General features: G+C 33.2%; 15 protein-coding genes. All 15 read right to left on the bottom strand.

The genetic code is table 11. The annotated features are described in order from the left end of the window. Positions 1 to 12: 12 nt before the first annotated feature. The 15 genes from D1818_RS22345 to D1818_RS22275 all read right to left on the bottom strand — a co-directional run bounded on the left by D1818_RS22345 (position 13) and on the right by D1818_RS22275 (position 17794). Positions 13 to 600: a DUF4291 domain-containing protein gene (locus tag D1818_RS22345; RefSeq protein WP_118462018.1), complete on the bottom strand. Its 588-nt coding sequence runs from the start codon at positions 598 to 600 to the stop codon at positions 13 to 15. 16 nt (positions 601 to 616) lie between these two features. Beyond that, entirely contained in the window at positions 617 to 1252 is a 636-nt protein-coding gene (locus tag D1818_RS22340; protein ID WP_118462016.1) for a DUF4291 domain-containing protein, read from the bottom strand. 24 nt (positions 1253 to 1276) lie between these two features. Next, a complete protein-coding gene (locus tag D1818_RS22335) occupies positions 1277 to 1825 on the bottom strand; it encodes an NADAR family protein (protein WP_118462013.1) in 549 nt (182 codons plus the stop codon). A gap of 84 nt (positions 1826 to 1909) precedes the next feature. Then, complete coding sequence (locus D1818_RS22330; protein WP_118462011.1) at positions 1910 to 2857, bottom strand: ADP-ribosylglycohydrolase family protein; 948 nt, start codon at positions 2855 to 2857, stop codon at positions 1910 to 1912. Further along, positions 2854 to 3312 (bottom strand): nucleoside 2-deoxyribosyltransferase domain-containing protein, encoded by a 459-nt coding sequence (locus D1818_RS22325; RefSeq protein ID WP_118462009.1) that lies wholly within the window; start codon positions 3310 to 3312, stop codon positions 2854 to 2856. Before D1818_RS22325 ends, D1818_RS22330 begins: the two co-directional genes overlap by 4 nt. Positions 3313 to 3374: 62 nt before the next feature. Continuing rightward, complete coding sequence (gene prs, locus D1818_RS22320) at positions 3375 to 4196, bottom strand: ribose-phosphate diphosphokinase (protein WP_118462006.1); 822 nt, start codon at positions 4194 to 4196, stop codon at positions 3375 to 3377. Between the two features lie 374 nt (positions 4197 to 4570). Continuing rightward, complete coding sequence (locus D1818_RS22315) at positions 4571 to 5251, bottom strand: NUDIX domain-containing protein (protein WP_118462004.1); 681 nt, start codon at positions 5249 to 5251, stop codon at positions 4571 to 4573. 90 nt (positions 5252 to 5341) lie between these two features. Continuing rightward, on the bottom strand, positions 5342 to 7609 hold the full coding sequence (locus D1818_RS22310) for an aconitate hydratase (RefSeq protein WP_118462002.1): 2268 nt from the start codon (positions 7607 to 7609) through the stop codon (positions 5342 to 5344). A 316-nt stretch (positions 7610 to 7925) separates the two neighbouring features. Further along, positions 7926 to 10703, bottom strand: a complete 2778-nt coding sequence (locus D1818_RS22305; RefSeq protein ID WP_118462000.1) for a bifunctional aconitate hydratase 2/2-methylisocitrate dehydratase — start codon at positions 10701 to 10703, stop codon at positions 7926 to 7928. Between the two features lie 644 nt (positions 10704 to 11347). Next, positions 11348 to 11797: a hypothetical protein gene (locus D1818_RS22300; protein WP_118461998.1), complete on the bottom strand. Its 450-nt coding sequence runs from the start codon at positions 11795 to 11797 to the stop codon at positions 11348 to 11350. 414 nt (positions 11798 to 12211) lie between these two features. Then, positions 12212 to 12667, bottom strand: coding sequence for a hypothetical protein (locus tag D1818_RS22295; protein WP_118461996.1), 456 nt, complete (start codon positions 12665 to 12667; stop codon positions 12212 to 12214). Positions 12668 to 12701: 34 nt separating this feature from the next. Beyond that, positions 12702 to 13655, bottom strand: a complete 954-nt coding sequence (locus tag D1818_RS22290; protein WP_118461994.1) for a MoxR family ATPase — start codon at positions 13653 to 13655, stop codon at positions 12702 to 12704. Position 13656: 1 nt separating this feature from the next. After that, on the bottom strand, positions 13657 to 15087 hold the full coding sequence (locus D1818_RS22285; protein ID WP_370449367.1) for a peptidylprolyl isomerase: 1431 nt from the start codon (positions 15085 to 15087) through the stop codon (positions 13657 to 13659). After that, positions 15071 to 15919, bottom strand: a complete 849-nt coding sequence (locus D1818_RS22280) for a peptidyl-prolyl cis-trans isomerase (protein WP_118461990.1) — start codon at positions 15917 to 15919, stop codon at positions 15071 to 15073. Before D1818_RS22280 ends, D1818_RS22285 begins: the two co-directional genes overlap by 17 nt. Next, a complete protein-coding gene (locus tag D1818_RS22275; RefSeq protein ID WP_162897300.1) occupies positions 15920 to 17794 on the bottom strand; it encodes a peptidylprolyl isomerase in 1875 nt (624 codons plus the stop codon). Between the last annotated feature and the right edge of the window lie 62 nt (positions 17795 to 17856).

Here is a 17856-nt window from a genome sequence, read left to right as displayed (position 1 = left end):
TTCTTTATCTAGTTATCTAATTCCTATTCTTCGTTTTGTATCATCAGGAACTTCATATATTTTTTCTCCAGGCACTAATCTTTTAGCTTCCTTATATTTCCCTTCTTTTAGTAATAATCGAATTTTCTTGGTTAACGGAGTTAAATCGTTTATTTCCTGTATCCATTCTTCATTATACTCTTTTATTAAATCTCTACCAATACCCACCTGAATGGATCTAATTTGCATCTTAGTTCCTTTCAATGTTCTTTCTGGATCCCATTGAATATGAACTTTTGCATTTCGGAATTCCTTATCCCATAAAGCACCACTTTTATAAATAGTTTTATCGGGATCTGTTAACACTCCAATTGACAGGGCTTTTTCCCAACTAACTTTCTTTATTTTTATTCCAAGGATATACTCCTGATTGGATTTTGTTCCCCAATTACTTCGTTCCATTAACCATAAATACGATGGTTTGATCCAAGTCATTCGGTTAAAAGAAAAAGGTGATTCGAACTTATTATTTTTGATAGCAGACACTGCAATGGATTTACCATAGGCCTGATATACCGTAATCGTATCTCTATCATAATCTGCTCTTATTTCCTGCTCCATTTTTATCTTCCTACTATTATTTTAACTTCAAATATGTATTCAACTTCTCATTTCCAAAAATCAATGGTTTTTCAAAAGGTGTTACCAATTCTTCCAAATTATTAGATTGTACTAGTTCATATTGTTCTTTTACAAATTGTGAAATATCCTCTATCTCCAATATATCTTCGGACGCATATGATTTTATATACTCTTTTCTTAATCCAATCTGAATTGCTCTTCTTTCTAGCTTTACTCCATAAGGATCGTGATCAGGATCCCATTGTAGTCTAACATCAGAATTAGTAACATCCTCTTGCCAAGCTTCATAAGATGAATATAATTCAGGTTTAAATGAAGAGTACACCGCGTTACTTAGGTAACTTTCGAAAGCCTCTCGCTTTAGATGTATAGCTAACACAACTTCTTGTCCTTCTTTCGTTCCCCATCCATTACGATACATCATCCAAAGAAAATTAGGCTTAATCCAAGTCATTCTTTCTAAACTAAATGGACCTCCGAAAAATTGATTTTCAACTGCAAAATTTCCAATTGCTGGTCTGTATGATTGATATACCACTATTTTCTGATCATCATACTGAGCCATAATATGATATCCATGTTGTGGCCAGACTTGTTCTTGTTCTTTATAATTTGTTAACTCTAATTTCATTTTAATGTCCTTTTAAAAAACCTTTTATGGACTCAGCATATCTCTTACTTCCATCAGGGCAAAACCTAATAAGTTTTTTCCTCTCCATAAGTTGGGATTTTGAGCTTTTTCATTTGCTTGTCCCATCCCGATTCCCCATATGCGATCTCTTGGACTCGCTTCTACAATAATTCTTTTCTTGGTATTCAATAAAAACTGTTTCTGTTCTTCGTGCTGTGAAAACTTATGATAGTTTCCTTGTTTTACAATTTCGTACTTATGAGCATCCCATACCTTAGGATCAAAGTTTCTAACCTTTCTACCTAGTTGTTTTGCTTCCATTGGTTGATTGCAATCAATAATCTCTTTTAAAATTTCAATGTCTTCAAACAATCTGGCTTTTTCAGCCATCATCCAATGTTCTGCCGTTTTATAAACAACTCCTTCTACTTCGAAGGGTTGATTCCACCATTGACTAAAACAACTTTTACCAATACTTCCATCCTTATTAGGCATATGGCCCCAGAAGAATAAGTATTTTAAACTTTTTCCTTTATTGAATTGTTCCTGTATATGTTGTAATGTGTATTTCATTATTTCTTTTATTCTTCAATTGCCTCGTTCTCGATACATTTTGTATTCATTCCATTACTACAAAACACTCGAACAGACGTATAATTAAATTAAACTTTCATTAAATCTTTCTATCAAATCATCTATATCTTCAAACCTTGCTAACTGGAGTTTCCAAGTTTCAGGAATTGTATTATATCCATAATACAATCCTGCCAAGCCACCTGTTACTGCAGCTGTAGTATCCGTATCTTCACCTAGATTCACTGCTTTCAGTGCAGCTTCTTCATAAGATTCTGAATTAAGTAAACACCAAAATGAGGCTTCTAAAGTTCTCAATACGTATCCAGTTCCTTTGATATTAAATCTATCTTGTTTCGAGATATCTTCTTCTAAAATTCTGGAAAACAAAGTAATTTCTTTTGGATTAAAATCGTTTTCAATAGCAAAATCTAATATTGGCTTTTTAATAGCTTCATAGGCTTCAAATTTATCCCTGCCATTTAGAAGCAATAAGGTATATTCTACATAAATAAAACAAGAAAAAACAGATCTCAAATGCCCGTGTGTAATAGATGAAACTCTTTTAATAATATCATACCTTGTATTAATATTACTTTCATCTTTTAGAAAATATACCAGTGGTAATATCCGCATCAGAGAACCATTCCCATTAGAATATTCATCCAATCCTCCACATAAATCCGGTGTCATTCCTCTTTTATATTGATAGATTGCATTTTTAGTTGTTATACCAATATCAAAAACAAAACCTCTTGGTGTCCAAAAATTTTCATAAAACCAAGCTGCAAATTTTGAAGCTATATCATTTAAATCGTACCCGTTACACAAACTATCCATCAGGCAAAAAGTTAGTGAGCTATCATCAGACCAAGTTCCTTCTGGTTGATTATGTGTACCATATCCAATCATATCTCGAGCTGGTCTTTTATCCATTTGATCTCTATCCAAGAACTCATATGGTACTCCTAATGCATCACCAACGGCTACTCCAAATACTCCTCCTTTTATTTGTTCTAATAAACTTTTCATTTCACTTTCTTCTTTACTTCATTGATCAATTCTTCTAAACTATCTACTTGTTTTACTTCATATCGCTCACAGACAATAGCTACATTTCCTTTCCTCCAGAATCCGTCTGGACAACAAACGATTAGTTTTCCACTTCTAGCAAATAACCCTAATTCTAAAAGCGTAATTGGTGACTTGGTATTATTATCAAAGTACATTATGATCACATCAGACTTTTCTAACGCTTCTAGTTCCCAGTTTACTTGTTCCTTAAAAATGGGGTTGTCTATTTTTTGTTTCCAACTAGCATCCCAACTTGCTCTTCTGGGATTTAAAATCGTAATATCTTCTTCTGAAAACTCACTTATTACGATATCCTGCCATCTTTCTGCAACACCTACTTCGATACTACCTGCTAGAAAAACACTTAGATTTTTATCTAGTTCTATTTTTGTTGGTGCTGTTATTACTTTCATGGTTTTATATTTTAAAATCTTAGATTCCAGCCTGCGTTAGAATAACAGTATTTAATGTTTAGCTATATAACTGAAAACTGCACTACTTTCTCCTCTTCTATATCTCTAAAAGAATTGGTAGTAAAAACAGTATCAAATGACTTGTTTAATTTCTCAAAGCCTTTGCTAAAAATTCCGTGACTAACTACCAAGCTTAGCTTTCCTGCATTTTTTTCTTTTAATGCTGTTGCCAATCCTAAAAATGTTCCTCCTCCATCACAGATATCATCAACAATTACACAGTGTTTTCCTTTAAGATCATCTTCGTATACTCTAAATCCAGATAGTTTCCCTGTTTTTACATCTCTTTTCTTAGAACATTCTACAACTTCTATTCCTCCTAAATACTCAGATACTTTATAAATCTTTTTTAATGCTCCTCCATCTGGAGATATCAATACCACATCCTCCTTAATTTCATACAAACATTGTTTTACATACTCATAGTTCTCAATCACTTTTACATTATTCAACAACGCCGGAGTTACTTCAGAATGTGGGTCAAAAACCATCACCTGGTTATAGTTTTGCGTATTTATAATATCCGCATATACTTTTACACTTAGTGATTCTCCACTAACCATAACTCTATCCTGTCTTGCAGCAGGAAAATACGGAATCAAAACATTAATTAATTTCACATCCATTCTACGCAACGCATCTGTGGCCACTAACAATAAACCAACATCATTAAATGAATTCAATCTATGTGTAATTGTTACTTCATTACCTATGGATTTTTCAGAGATTTTGATATGTGGCTCACCACCATTAAAAACAAACGAAGTAAACTCAATTGATTTATCGAATGGAGTAAATGACTGATCTAAATGTAAATACTGCATAATTGTGTTATTTTTACGCAAATATAAAACAGATCAATATATTGACAAAATATTTTGCGTAAAAAATACAATAAACATTTAAAAAAATTCGAATTGACAGAATTACTCCTCCCTTCTGTCTTTCATAAAACAAAATTATTTTATGAGATCCACCTTCTCTCGTAAGGGAAGAAACCTCTATTTTTGACTATGATTATTTGGTATTAACGAACCTGAATAGTGGACAAGAATTTAAAATAAAACGGCGTCACTTCGAGTGATTTTTTTGTAAAAAAATCGTATCGAGAAGCTTTCATAAACAAAAAATTCACTTGTCTTCGATACAATTTTCTATCGAAAATCACTCTGACTGACGTAAATTTTCTTATCCATTATTACTTTATATCGAAAAGAAAACCTTCTTCTTTAAGTTTGAAGTATTGTTTATGATTGAATTTGAAAAGATTTGCTGGTCTTCCTCTTCCTTCAGAAATTTTTTCTTTTAACTCCTCTAAAATACCGAAGCTCAAAATTTTCTTTCTAAAGTTTCTTCGGTCGATTTGTTTATCGAGAATCGTCATATATAATTTCTCTAAGTCAGAGAAAAGAAACTTATCTGCTAATAAATCGAAACCTATTGGTTCGTAAGTCAATTTATTTCGTAATCTTTTCTTGGCTACATCTAGTATCGTAGCATGATCAAACGCTAACTCTGGGAGTTCATTGATATCGAACCAAGCTACATCATTAGCATCGGTATCTGCTTTTATAGTATGATGTTCTGGTTTTACTAAACCAAAATAGGTAATACTCACTACTCTATTTCTTGGATCTCGACCGGGTTTACCAAAAGAATATAACTGCTCTAAATAATCTACAGTAACGTTAGTCTCTTCTTTAAGTTCTCGTTCTACAGCATTTTCCAAACTTTCATTTTCTAATACCAAACCACCTGGTAAGGCCCACGAATCTTTAAAAGGCTCTATATCTCTTTTTATTAAAAGCACATGCAATGCTTTATCCTTGTATCCAAAGACCACTGCATCTACCGCTACTTTAATATTTTGGCGTACCATATACGCGAAACTACAAAATTACCCATCTTTATAAAACAAAAACTCCCGAAGAATCATCTTCGAGAGTTTTATATAATATATATTCTAAAATTAAGCGTTTTGCTTTTTAATTAGATTCAAAGCAGAACCTTCTTTGAACCATTCGATTTGAGAATCGTTATACGTATGATTTACTTCAATCACATCTTTAGAACCGTCAGCGTGAACAAATTCGATGTTCAACGTTTTTCCAGGTGTAAAGGCGTTTAAATCTAAGAAATTGATAGTATCATCTTCCTGAATTTTATCATAATCCGCTTCATTCGCAAACGTTAATCCTAACATACCTTGTTTTTTAAGGTTAGTTTCATGGATACGAGCAAAAGATTTTACAATTACCGCAACAACACCTAAATGTCTTGGCTCCATTGCCGCGTGCTCTCTAGAAGAACCTTCTCCATAATTGTGATCCCCAACTACTATTGTAGGAACACCAGCAGCTTTGTAAGCTCTTGCAGTATCTGGTACACCACCAAATTCTCCGTCTAATTGATTTTTAACAAAATTTGTCTTTTTCCCAAAGGCATTCACTGCTCCTATTAAGCAGTTATTGGATATATTATCTAAATGTCCTCTGTAGCGTAACCAAGGCCCCGCCATAGAAATATGATCTGTAGTACATTTTCCGAAAGCTTTGATTAACAGCTTTGCCCCTTTAATCTCATCACCTATTGGCTCAAAAGGAGTTAATAACTGAAGCCTTTCTGAAGTTGGGCTTACATTAACTTGTACTCCACTACCATCTTCTACCGGCGCTAAGTATCCTGCATCCTCTACTTCGAAACCTTTAGGAGGTAACTCCCATCCAGTTGGCTCATCAAACATTACTTCTTGTCCTTCTTCATTAATCAATTTATCCGTAAGTGGGTTAAAATCTAGTCGCCCAGAAACTGCAATGGCAGCGGTTAATTCTGGAGAGGCTACAAAAGCATGTGTATTTGGATTTCCATCTGCTCGCTTAGCAAAGTTTCTATTAAAAGAATGAACGATACTATTTTTAGGTGCATTTTTGGGATCACTATATCTTGCCCATTGTCCGATACAAGGTCCACAAGCATTAGTAAATATCTTGGCATCTAATTTTTCGAATATTCCAAGAATACCATCTCTTTCTGCTGTGTATCTTACTTGTTCAGAACCAGGATTAATTCCTAACTCGGATTTCATTTTTAGACCTTTATCCAATGCTTGTTGCGCAATAGAAGAAGCACGTGATAAATCTTCATAAGAAGAATTGGTACAAGAACCTATAAGTCCCCATTCTACCTGTAATGGCCAATCATTCGCTTTTGCTTTTTCTGTCATACTCGTACCAACCTCAGTAGATAAATCTGGTGTAAATGGCCCATTTAATAATGGTCCCAATTCTGACAGATTAATTTCTATAACCTGATCAAAATATTGCTCAGGATTTGCATATACTTCTGGATCTGCAGTTAAATGTTCTTTTACTTTATTAGCAGCATCTGCTACTTCAGCTCTTTCTGTAGCTCGTAAATAACGCTCCATGGATTCATCATACCCAAATGTAGATGTTGTAGCACCGATTTCGGCTCCCATATTGCAAATAGTTCCTTTTCCGGTGCAAGACATTGAAGTTGCTCCTGGACCAAAATATTCTACAATTGCATCGGTTCCACCTTTTACAGTAAGAATTTCCGCTACTTTTAGAATCACATCTTTTGGTGCTGTCCAGCCAGATAATTTACCAGTCAGTTTAACACCAATCAATTTAGGGAATTTTAATTCCCAAGGCATTCCGGCCATTACATCCACAGCATCAGCTCCACCAACACCAATTGCTACCATTCCTAAGCCTCCCGCATTTACCGTATGAGAATCAGTACCAATCATCATACCTCCCGGAAATGCATAATTTTCTAATACTACCTGATGAATAATTCCAGCTCCAGGTTTCCAAAAACCAATACCGTACTTATCAGATACCGATTCTAAGAAATTAAATACTTCACTACTAGTATTCATAGCTGATTGTAAATCTTTATCAGCGCCAACTTTGGCCTGAATCAAGTGATCACAATGTACTGTAGTTGGAACTGCAACTTTCTTTTTTCCAGCTTGCATAAATTGTAATAATGCCATCTGAGCAGTTGCATCCTGACAAGCGATTCTGTCTGGTGCAAAATCAACATAATCCTTACCCCTTGTAAATGCTTTTTTACTTTTACTATCCCAAAGATGTGAGTACAAAATTTTCTCTGCTAATGTTAAAGGTTTTCCTGTTACTTCGCGAGCAGCATCTACTCTTTCTGCAACCTGAGCATACACCTTTTTTATCATATCGATATCGAATGCCATATAGTTGTGTTTTATGTATTTTCGTTATTCTTTTTTTAAGTATTCCAAGATACGAAATATCGAATGACTACGAAAAGAGTATCGAGAATATAGAATGATTATAAAAAATATTCTATAAGCTTAAAAATAAACATTATACAGACTAAAAACAACTTACCCATACCGCCGATTGTAAGCAATCAATTTTAAACTTGATCCCCCAAACTGTCTATTTTCATCAAAAAATTTATTTCATATATCAAAAACATCTTTAGCTAAAACAAAAAAGCCTTAATACAACTCGTATTAAGGCTTTTAAACTATTATATATCTTTAATTACATAACCAACTGTTTCTGAGAAGGTTTAAACTTAGTTAATACAATACCATCAACAGCAGCTTCATATTCTTCCATGGTTGGTGTTCTACCTAAAATAGTAGATAAAACCACTACTGGTGTAGAAGACAACAAAGATTCTCCTTTTTTGCCATCGGCATCTCTAACAACTCTTCCTTGGAATAGACGCGTAGAAGTAGCCATCACCGTATCTCCTGGTTCCGCTTTTTCCTGGTTACCCATACATAAGTTACATCCAGGACGTTCTAAGTATAACATATTCTCATACTTGGTACGTGCTAAACCTTTTGGTGCACTATCATCAAACTCAAAACCAGAATATTTCACTAAAACATCCCAATCACCTTCTGCTTTTAACTCATCTACGATATTATATGTAGGAGGCGCTACAACTAAGGGAGCATTAAACTTAACTTCACCCTGCTGAGCTTCAATGTTCTTTAACATTTGAGCTAAAATTTTCATATCTCCTTTATGGATCATACAAGATCCTATGAAACCTAAATCTACCTTCTTTGTTCCTCCATAAAAAGATAATGGTTGAATATTATCGTGCGTATAACGCTTAGATACATCTTCATTATTTACATCTGGATCAGCTATCATTGGTTCTACAATCTTATCTAGATCAATAACAACTTCAGCATAATACTTAGCATCTGAATCTGGCTTTAATGCCGATTTAGTTCCTGTTTTAATTTCCGTGATACGGTTATTTGCTTTATCAACTAACCCTTTAAGATCTTGTTTCGGATTATCCATCCCTTTATCAATCATAATTTGAATACGATCTCTAGAGATTTCTAAGGATTCGATTAAAGTATCATCTTCAGAAATACAGATAGATGCTTTTGCTTTCATTTCTGCAGTCCAATCTGTAAATGTAAATGCTTGATCAGAAGTTAATGTACCAATATGCACTTCTATAATTTTTCCTTGGAAAACATTTTCACCTTCAAACTGATTTAACATCTGCTCTTGAGTCGCGTGAACAACATCACGGAAATCCATATAAGATTTCATTTCTCCTTTAAAAGTAACCTTTACAGACTCTGGAATTGGCATTGTAGCCTCTCCTGTAGCTAATGCTAAAGCAACTGTTCCTGAATCCGCTCCAAAGGCAACTCCTTTTGCCATACGTGTATGCGAATCTCCACCTATGATAACATCCCAATCATCAACTGCTATATCATTTAATACCTTATGAATTACATCAGTCATTGCGTGATATTTCCCTTCAGGATGACGCGCAGTAACTAATCCGAAGTCATTCATAAACTTCATTAATCTTGGAATATTAGCTTTAGACTTGTCATCCCAAACTGAAGCTGTATGACATCCTGATTGATAACCAGCATCAACAATTGGAGAGATTACTGTAGCAGCCATATTCTCTAATTCTTGAGAAGTCATTAAACCTGTAGTATCTTGAGAACCTACAATGTTAACTTCGACTCTAACATTCGAACCTGCATGTAATGTTTTACCAGGTGTTGTTCCTACTGCATTTCTATTGAAAATTTTCTCAACAGCAGTTAGACCTTGTCCTTCCACAGAAACTTCTTTGGAAGCAGCATACACTTGAGGAACGTCAATTCCTAAAACTTTACAAGCAAATGTTTGTAATTTCTTACCGAAAACAACAGCATAAGAACCTCCTGCCTTAATAAACTCCATTTTTGGTGGTGTTAAAGCAGTTGAGATATCTTTTAACTCTTTGTCTCCTTTATATAATTTCTTTGTTTTTGTATTTATTGTAAGAACTGTACCTGTAGCTACAGAATAGGCTTCTTTTAAGATTGCTTCTCCTTCTTCATCTACAATTGTATTTCCTTCAGCATCTTTTTGCTTTACCCAATTTTTTAAATCAATACCAATACCACCAGTTACTCCAACAGTTGTTAAGAATATTGGTGCAATACCATTGGTACCAGCAATTACTGGCGCTATGTTAATAAATGGTACATATGGGCTAGAAGGAATACCTGTCCATAACGCAACATTATTTACACCAGACATTCTAGAAGAGCCTACTCCCATAGTTCCTTTATCAGCAACTAACATCACTCGTTTATCAGGATGTTGTTGTTTTAAAGCCAATAATTCATTTTGCATATCCTTATTGTGCTCAAACATACACTGACCGTGCAATTCACGATCTGATCTAGAATGCGCATCCGCTCCCGGAGATAATAAATCTGTAGAAATATCACCTATACCTGCAACAAAAGTTACAATCTCTATTTCTTCTTCTACGTCTGGTAACTTTGTAAAAAACTCTGCTTGAGCATAACTCTCTATTAATTCTTTAGCAATAGTATTACCTGCTTTAAAAGCTTTTTCTAATTGTTCTGTATCTGCCTCGTACAAGAAAACCTGTGTTTTTAATACTTTAGCTGCTTCATTAGCTATAGCAGTATCATCACCCAAAGCTAAATCTAACAATACTTCTACAGAAGGTCCACCTTTCATATGAGATAATTGCTCAAAAGCAAAAGCAGGAGTAATTTCTTTAACTACTTCTTTACCTAAAATAATTTCTTTTAAAAACTGAGCTTTTACACCAGCAGCACTTGTGGTTCCTGGTAAAACATTATAGATAAAAAAGTTAAGGGAGTCATCACGATGTGCATTATCGTTATCCTTAATTTGCGAAATAATTTCGCTTAATAACTCAGCTCCATCGATTGGCTTAGGGTGTAACCCAAGGGATTTCCTTTCTTCGATCTCCCTGATGTAATCATTGTAAGTGTTCATAGTACGTAATAGAATTCTTTCCTGGTTTAATATAAATGTTTGGAAAACGATAACTTTCTCCTCCTTGTCAATAATAGAAAAAGCCCTATTATATTTATACTGCTATATAATGACAAGCTATATATTCTGTAGTGAAATTATGGTAGTCCTTACATCTTTTCAACATTCTTATTTGCCTTAAATTTCTCAAAAAAATCACTATAATTTTCTATACATAATAGTAAAGGTATATTCTTAACTGAGAAACAGTATTTTGTGTTTCTGCAACTTAGACTCATACCTCTTTATTATATCGATATCGAGAGCAATATTGTTTTATAACACATATTGAAAAGTCTGACGAAAATACGAATTTTAAAGGATTTTATTAAATGAATGACCTTAATAACCCTTTTTTACATTTTTGAAAAAAATATCATATTTATTTGTAGAAATCGTCAATTATAGAACTATTAAAATGGTAATCGTATAAAAAAATATCTAATATTTTAACTCTCATCTTTTAGAATTACGAAAACGTTATAGTAATTTGTTAAGTTATCACACAAAAAACAGTCATTTCTGACCTAGAAACTAAAAAAAAGTGAAGCTTTACCAGCTTCACTTTTTAAACGCACCGTAAACTACATTTAATAATCCCTTTTCTATTCTTTCTCAGAATTGGAACCTTTCTTTCTTTTTTTCTTCTTTATCTCTCCGTATTTTTTTAATTGTTCCTCGCTAAGAGATGATTCGAATTTATTCTTCTCAGTCTTCATAGCCTCTTTATGTGATTTTTTCATTTCTTTCTGATCATCACTTAGGGTTGATTTTAGTGTTTTATGCTTTCCTCTTCTCGAAAGATCTTCATTCCGTACAATTGCTAATTGTTCATCAGTGTATGTTGCTTCCAAAGTTTTCCTATGTTCCGTGCGCAACTGTCTTTGATATTCTAATTGTGCTTTTTGATCTTCAGACAAACTTTCATTAAACTCTTTTCTTAATTCTTTTTTTTGTCGACGACCCTCTTTTCTATCTGCTACATCTTCTGATTGGGCCGACATTGTCAAAATTCCCAAAAACAAAATCATTATGTAAGTTATACTATTTTTCATCTATCTATTTTTCTTAATTATTCAACTATATTTTAATGAACGTTCAGTACTAAGACTAAGAACACTCAAAAAGGTTTAATTAGGATAAAGAAAACTTATAAAAAACTTAGATAAAAACATTAGTATACCTTAGAATAGTGTTGCGGATAGTTGGTATTAAATAGCCAAAAATTAAAGATTTCTAGTTACACTAAGTTATTTCTTTACAAACCCTTAAAAGAGAACTAAAGAAATGTTAAAAGAGGGGTTATTTCCCCTTTATATTTTATTTTCGCGCTTTAAAATTGAAGATATCTGGTAATGGTTTTCCCCAAGTATCCATTCCTCGTAAGATTCAATTGTTTTTAATTGCACAAAGCCCATTTCCTACTTAAATGGGCTTTTATTTTTTTTTAGAAAAAATAATCTAAGCTCTTAAAACTTGAAATTGAATTCATTTCTCTTCCAAGAATTCCCATATTTCTTGGTTAAAAAATCTTTCATTACATTATTATAGCTTTTTATACTATCCATAACAATACACTTTGGAAGAAAACACCCATCAATTTCTTTAAACCTAAAATGATATTTTTTTTCAGTAGCGCTAAGAGGAACTATAAAATTTTGTCTCAACTCTTTGGCTAAGGCACTATCTATCAAATTACTGTTTAATTTACTGGAAAAAACTTGATAAGATTTTGCAATATAAACTGCTCTTTTCTCTGTTGTTATTCCTGTTATCAATAATGTAGGTTGACCCTCACGAAGATGTTTATGTGCAGAAGTTCTAGAAATAACATCTCCATATAATGTACATTCTGCAGTATTAAAATCCTCTTGAGCAACAATATTTATACAGAAAAATAATGATAAAAAGATAATTTTACACATTCTATTCTTCAACTATTTTTGCTAAAAGTAACCTTTAAAATAAACTTTGAATGATATCCTCAATACTTACTCCTTCTGCTTCTGCTTTGTAGTTTTTGATCATACGATGGCGTAGTATCCCCATCGCAACTGCTTGCACATCTTCTATATCCGGAGAAAACTTTCCTTTAATAGCTGCGTTCGCTTTTGCTGCTAAAATTAAATTCTGAGAAGCTCTCGGTCCTGCACCCCAATCGATATAACTTTTAACTAAATCCGTTGCTGATTCTCCATTCGGTCTCGTTTTAGAAACCATCGATACTGCATACTCTACAACATTATCAGCTACCGGAATACGACGAATTACATGCTGGAAATCAATTATCTCCTGCGCTGTAAACAAAGGATTAATAGTTGCAGAAGTATCTCCCGTAGTACTTTTTACGACTTCTACTTCTTCCTGGAAACTAGGGTATTTTAATTCTATTGCAAACATAAACCTATCTAGTTGTGCTTCTGGTAAAGGATATGTTCCTTCTTGCTCAATAGGGTTTTGTGTTGCCAAAACGAAATAAGGTAGATCTAATTTATAATTATGTCCTGCTACAGTTACTGATCGTTCCTGCATTGCTTCTAACAAGGCTGCTTGAGTTTTTGGTGGAGTTCTGTTAATCTCATCCGCCAGAATAATATTAGAAAATACAGGTCCTTTTATAAATTTAAAATGTCTAGACTCGTCTAAGATTTCACTTCCTAAAATATCACTTGGCATTAAATCTGGTGTAAACTGAATCCTTTTAAAATCCAATCCCAAAGCCTTAGCGATAGTATTCACCATTAAGGTTTTTGCCAGTCCAGGAACTCCTATGAGTAAAGCATGACCTCCAGAAAATACAGAAATTAGTATCTGATCGATTACTTCTTCCTGACCTATGATTATTTTAGCAATTTCTTTTTTTAGTTCGGTATGTTTGCTTACCAGTTTTTCTACTGCTGCAACGTCAGACATATTATTTTTCTTTTTTTAACCAGTTACCGCTAAATTCACAGTCTCTGTACTCTCCATTAATTTTTATGTAGGTATCATTAATTTTTTCTTCCTGCCACGCACGTATTGCTTCAATTTGTTTTTTTCTAAGAGCCAGTTCTTGTATTTTCAAATAGTCTTTAGAATAATCTGCAATATGCTCATCAAAACGATTTAGCACCGTAATTAATTTAAACTTTTTACGGCCTTGACGGTCTTGATCAGGGATCACTAATGAAACTTCATTAGTTTTCAATTTCGATACTTGATCGTACAATATAGGATCAATTTTGGTAAGTTCAAAACGTGTATCTCCCGTTGTTGGATTTAATAATTGTCCTCCATCTTCTTTCGTTTCCTTTTCGTTACTGAACTTTCGTGCAGCATCCTTGAAACCTATGGTTCCATTAACTATTTCTGTACGCACAGAATCTACAAGTTTTTGAGCTACTTCTACGCTTTCTCTTGTCACATCTGGAACTAAAAGAATATGTCTTACATCAATTTCTTCTCCTCTAACCTTATCCAATTGAATAATATGCCATCCAAAATCAGTTTTAAAAGGCTCACTAACTTCTCCTACCTGCAAACTAAATGCTACATCCTTAAATTCTTTAGCAAACGGTGTCTGACGGTTCAGTGTATATTTCCCTCCTTTTGATTTAGATCCAGGATCCTGAGAATATAACACTGCTTTTGTAGCAAAGCTACTTCCATTCTCTACAATATCTGTTCTAAACTGTTTTAGTCTATCAATTACTTTCTGTTCTTCTTCTTCAGGTATTTTAGGATCTATTACAATCTGCGCCAGTTCTAGTTCTGTACCAAAAAGCGGTCTTTCATCTTCTGGAATTTCATCAAAAAATTCTCTTACTTCTTCTGGTGTAATCTCAACGTCTTCTACTATTTTAGAACGCATTTGTTCTGCCAATCTATTTCCTTTATTAATTTCGAAAAGTTCTTTTCTAAAATCTTCTTCACTCTCTTTTCTATAGAATTTCAGTACTTTATCTATCGTTCCAAGTTCTCTTGTCATATAACTTAGTTGTTGATCAACCATAGAATTAACCTCAGCCTCCGTAACAAGAACACTGTCCTGAACCGCGTGATGCGCATATAGCTTATTCTCGAATAAACTTCCTGCCAATTCACAACGGCTAACATCAGATGCAGAAACTCCTTCACTTATCAATTGCTGATATGCAATCGTAACGTCGCTATCCAATATTACATATTCCCCTATAACCGCAGCAACACCGTCTATCTTAATTCTTTCAGACGGCTTTACAGAATCCTCTTTTTTCTCTACTTCCTTCTTTACATCTTCAATGATTTCCTGAGCGTATATCTGAGCACCTGCTCCAAATAGCAATAATGCGACAAGACAAGTAGCATTCTTAATTATAGATTTCAAATTGTTTGTTTTTAATAGCATCTTTCGTAATATCCTTTTCTAATTTTTTTATAAGCTCTCGCTTCCTCTTATTTAATATAATCTGTCGTATCGTTGGTTTTATATATGTTAAAGGTGCTGTTTCGTTTTTCTTGAGCACTTCTTCAATCTTAATCATGTATACTCCCAAAGAATCGCGCAATTGCACATATTTACCTTTTTTCAACACCTTATTTCTATCCTGAGTCTTAAGCACTGGTATCTTATTTAATACCTGATCAAATTGAACCCAGATAGAATCGCCAAAGGAAAATGTAACAAATTCTAACTTTTTTGTCAGCAAATCTTCTTCATCCTCTTCTTTAAAACGATTAAAACGTGTTTGCGTTGCAACAATATTATTATAATCAGGTGGCAAATGTAAGTAACGTAACTTTACTAATTCTTCATTAAGATTAAAATTTTCCAAATTTTCTGAATAATAGGAACTCATATCTTCCTCTGTAATCTCCATATTAATAGATTTATTGATCACAGCATCTTTATATGCATTAATATATAGCGTACTCTTATAGTCTTCTACAAGCTTATCAAATTCCTGAAGTTCTGTTTCGTTTAAGTTACGTTTAGACTGATCTATAAACAACTGTCTTGTTGCCCAAATATTAATGTAGTTGTTTATTATATTAATACTATCCTCCTTTGCGGTACGATCTGGTACTAAGTTTTTAATATCGTCTTTATAAAGATATGTTTCGTTTACTCTTGCTACTACTTCTCTATTCGCCTGACGATTTATATTTCCGCAAGAAATAAATAAAAGAAACAGCAATATGATTGAGAGATATCGCATTTATATGGATAGGTCTTTTTTAATTTTTTTCAGGGTCTTTTTGTTTAACTCTACAGAATATTTCTTTCTAAGTTCACTTAACCATTTTTTCTCAAGATCTTCTTGAAAATCATTAATCACCTTACCTTTAGTTTCTTCAAAAGTTTTAATTCTAGAAGGTATTATCTCTTCTACTTTTATAAGAGTTATATAGTCATTCTCATTAACACTAACAATTTGTCCTTTCTCTCCAGAAAAATCATTAGCAGTCGCGTTTTCACCCTTAATTATCTCCTCCTGAGAGAAAAGTACTTTATCTGTATCTGAAGTATTCACTTCTTTTTTTATTTCTTCTATAGATTTTCCTTTTTCAAAAAGAATTTTTACTTTTTCTATTAATGCTTGATTAGAAGCAGATGCTTTTATAACCTTATATGTTTCTTCTTGAAGATATATTTCCTTTCTGGATTCATAGAACTTTTTGAGTCCAACAGAATCTGTCTTTGCTGCGTTCCATATTTTAGACTCCATTAGATCAAATAACAACAATCCATCTCTATATTCGGAAATCACATTAGCAAAATCCTGATTATCTTCTTCTAGATGCTCTTCATAATATTGAAGCAACTGAGCAGATTCGTATTCATCATACATCATATCCACATAAACAGACACATCCGAAATTCTGCTTTTACCCGCGCCTCTCTCTTCTATAAACTTGGCGAAATCTTTATACAAATAACTTTGATCATCAATAGAAAACATAGTTTTCTCCATCAGTGGATCATTGGACGGAATTTCCCATTTTTCTTTGAAAATAGTAGCTGGCACAATCTTTTTGAAATATGTTATCGCTTCTTCATTTCTTTTTAAAGCATACTTTTCTTTAAGAGAATTTATAAATGACTTCGTAATTAACTGAGATCTACTATCTTTTTTTATTTTTTGAGTAAGCTCTCCTTTTAGTTCTTCAAAGGTTTTAGGAGGATGTTTTTCCAATAACTTTATGATATGCCATCCATATTTCGTTTTAACCGGTTCTGAAATTTCTCCAGGTGATTGTAAAGCAAAAGCAACTTTCTCAAAATTCTCAGAATTTAAGGCTCCCTGTCCAAAACGATTTATTTTACCTTCATTAACAGCAGTATTACGATCGTCACTATATTGTTTTGCTAAAGATTCAAAAGAAGCCTTTTGTTTTAATTGCGAACTAATCTCTTTAATTCTTTCTTCTGCTTCCGTTTCAGTTCTTTCTTTATTAAAAGCAACCATTATATGAGCTACGGTAACTTCTCCTAATGCTTTTTGTTTATCATTAACCTTTACAATATGATACCCAAAACGTGTTTTAAACGGTTCCGAAACCCCTCCTACTTTTGTTGTAAAAGCGGCTTGCTCAAAAGGATACACCATTCTAAATGCTGAAAACCAGCCTAAATCACCTCCGTTTTTTTTCACAGAAGGATCTTGACTATATTCAACCGCTATTTCTTTAAAATCAGCTCCACTAACAATTTTATTTCTAGCTTCAGTGATCTTCTGATATGCTACTAAAGTATCTTTAGGAGATGCACTAGATTGAACCTGAACTAAAATATGACTCGCATTTACTCTTTCTTGCAAACGGTCATACGCCTCTTTTACCAAAGCATCCGAAGCTTTTGTATCCGTAAGATATCCTGAAGATAGTTGTTTTTTATATCCTTCAAGTTCTTTAACATATGAATCTTTTTTATCTAGTCCTTGTTCTTTAGCTTCCTCTAATTTTAGTTTGTAGTTAATGAAAAGTTCTAAATATTCATCGATATCCTTTTGAGATTCATCTTTTACCAGATCAATATTCTTAAGATACACCCGCTTAAATTCTGATGTATAGACAGGTGAATTATTAATCATTAGAAGTACAGGATCTTTTTGTTGACCGTATACCAGGGAGCAAAATATTACTCCTAAAAAAA

Source organism: Aquimarina sp. BL5 (assembly GCF_003443675.1).
Taxonomy (GTDB): Bacteria; Bacteroidota; Bacteroidia; order Flavobacteriales; family Flavobacteriaceae; genus Aquimarina.
Note: the sequence above shows the minus strand (reverse complement) of the source record. Positions and strands in the feature narration are given on the sequence as shown.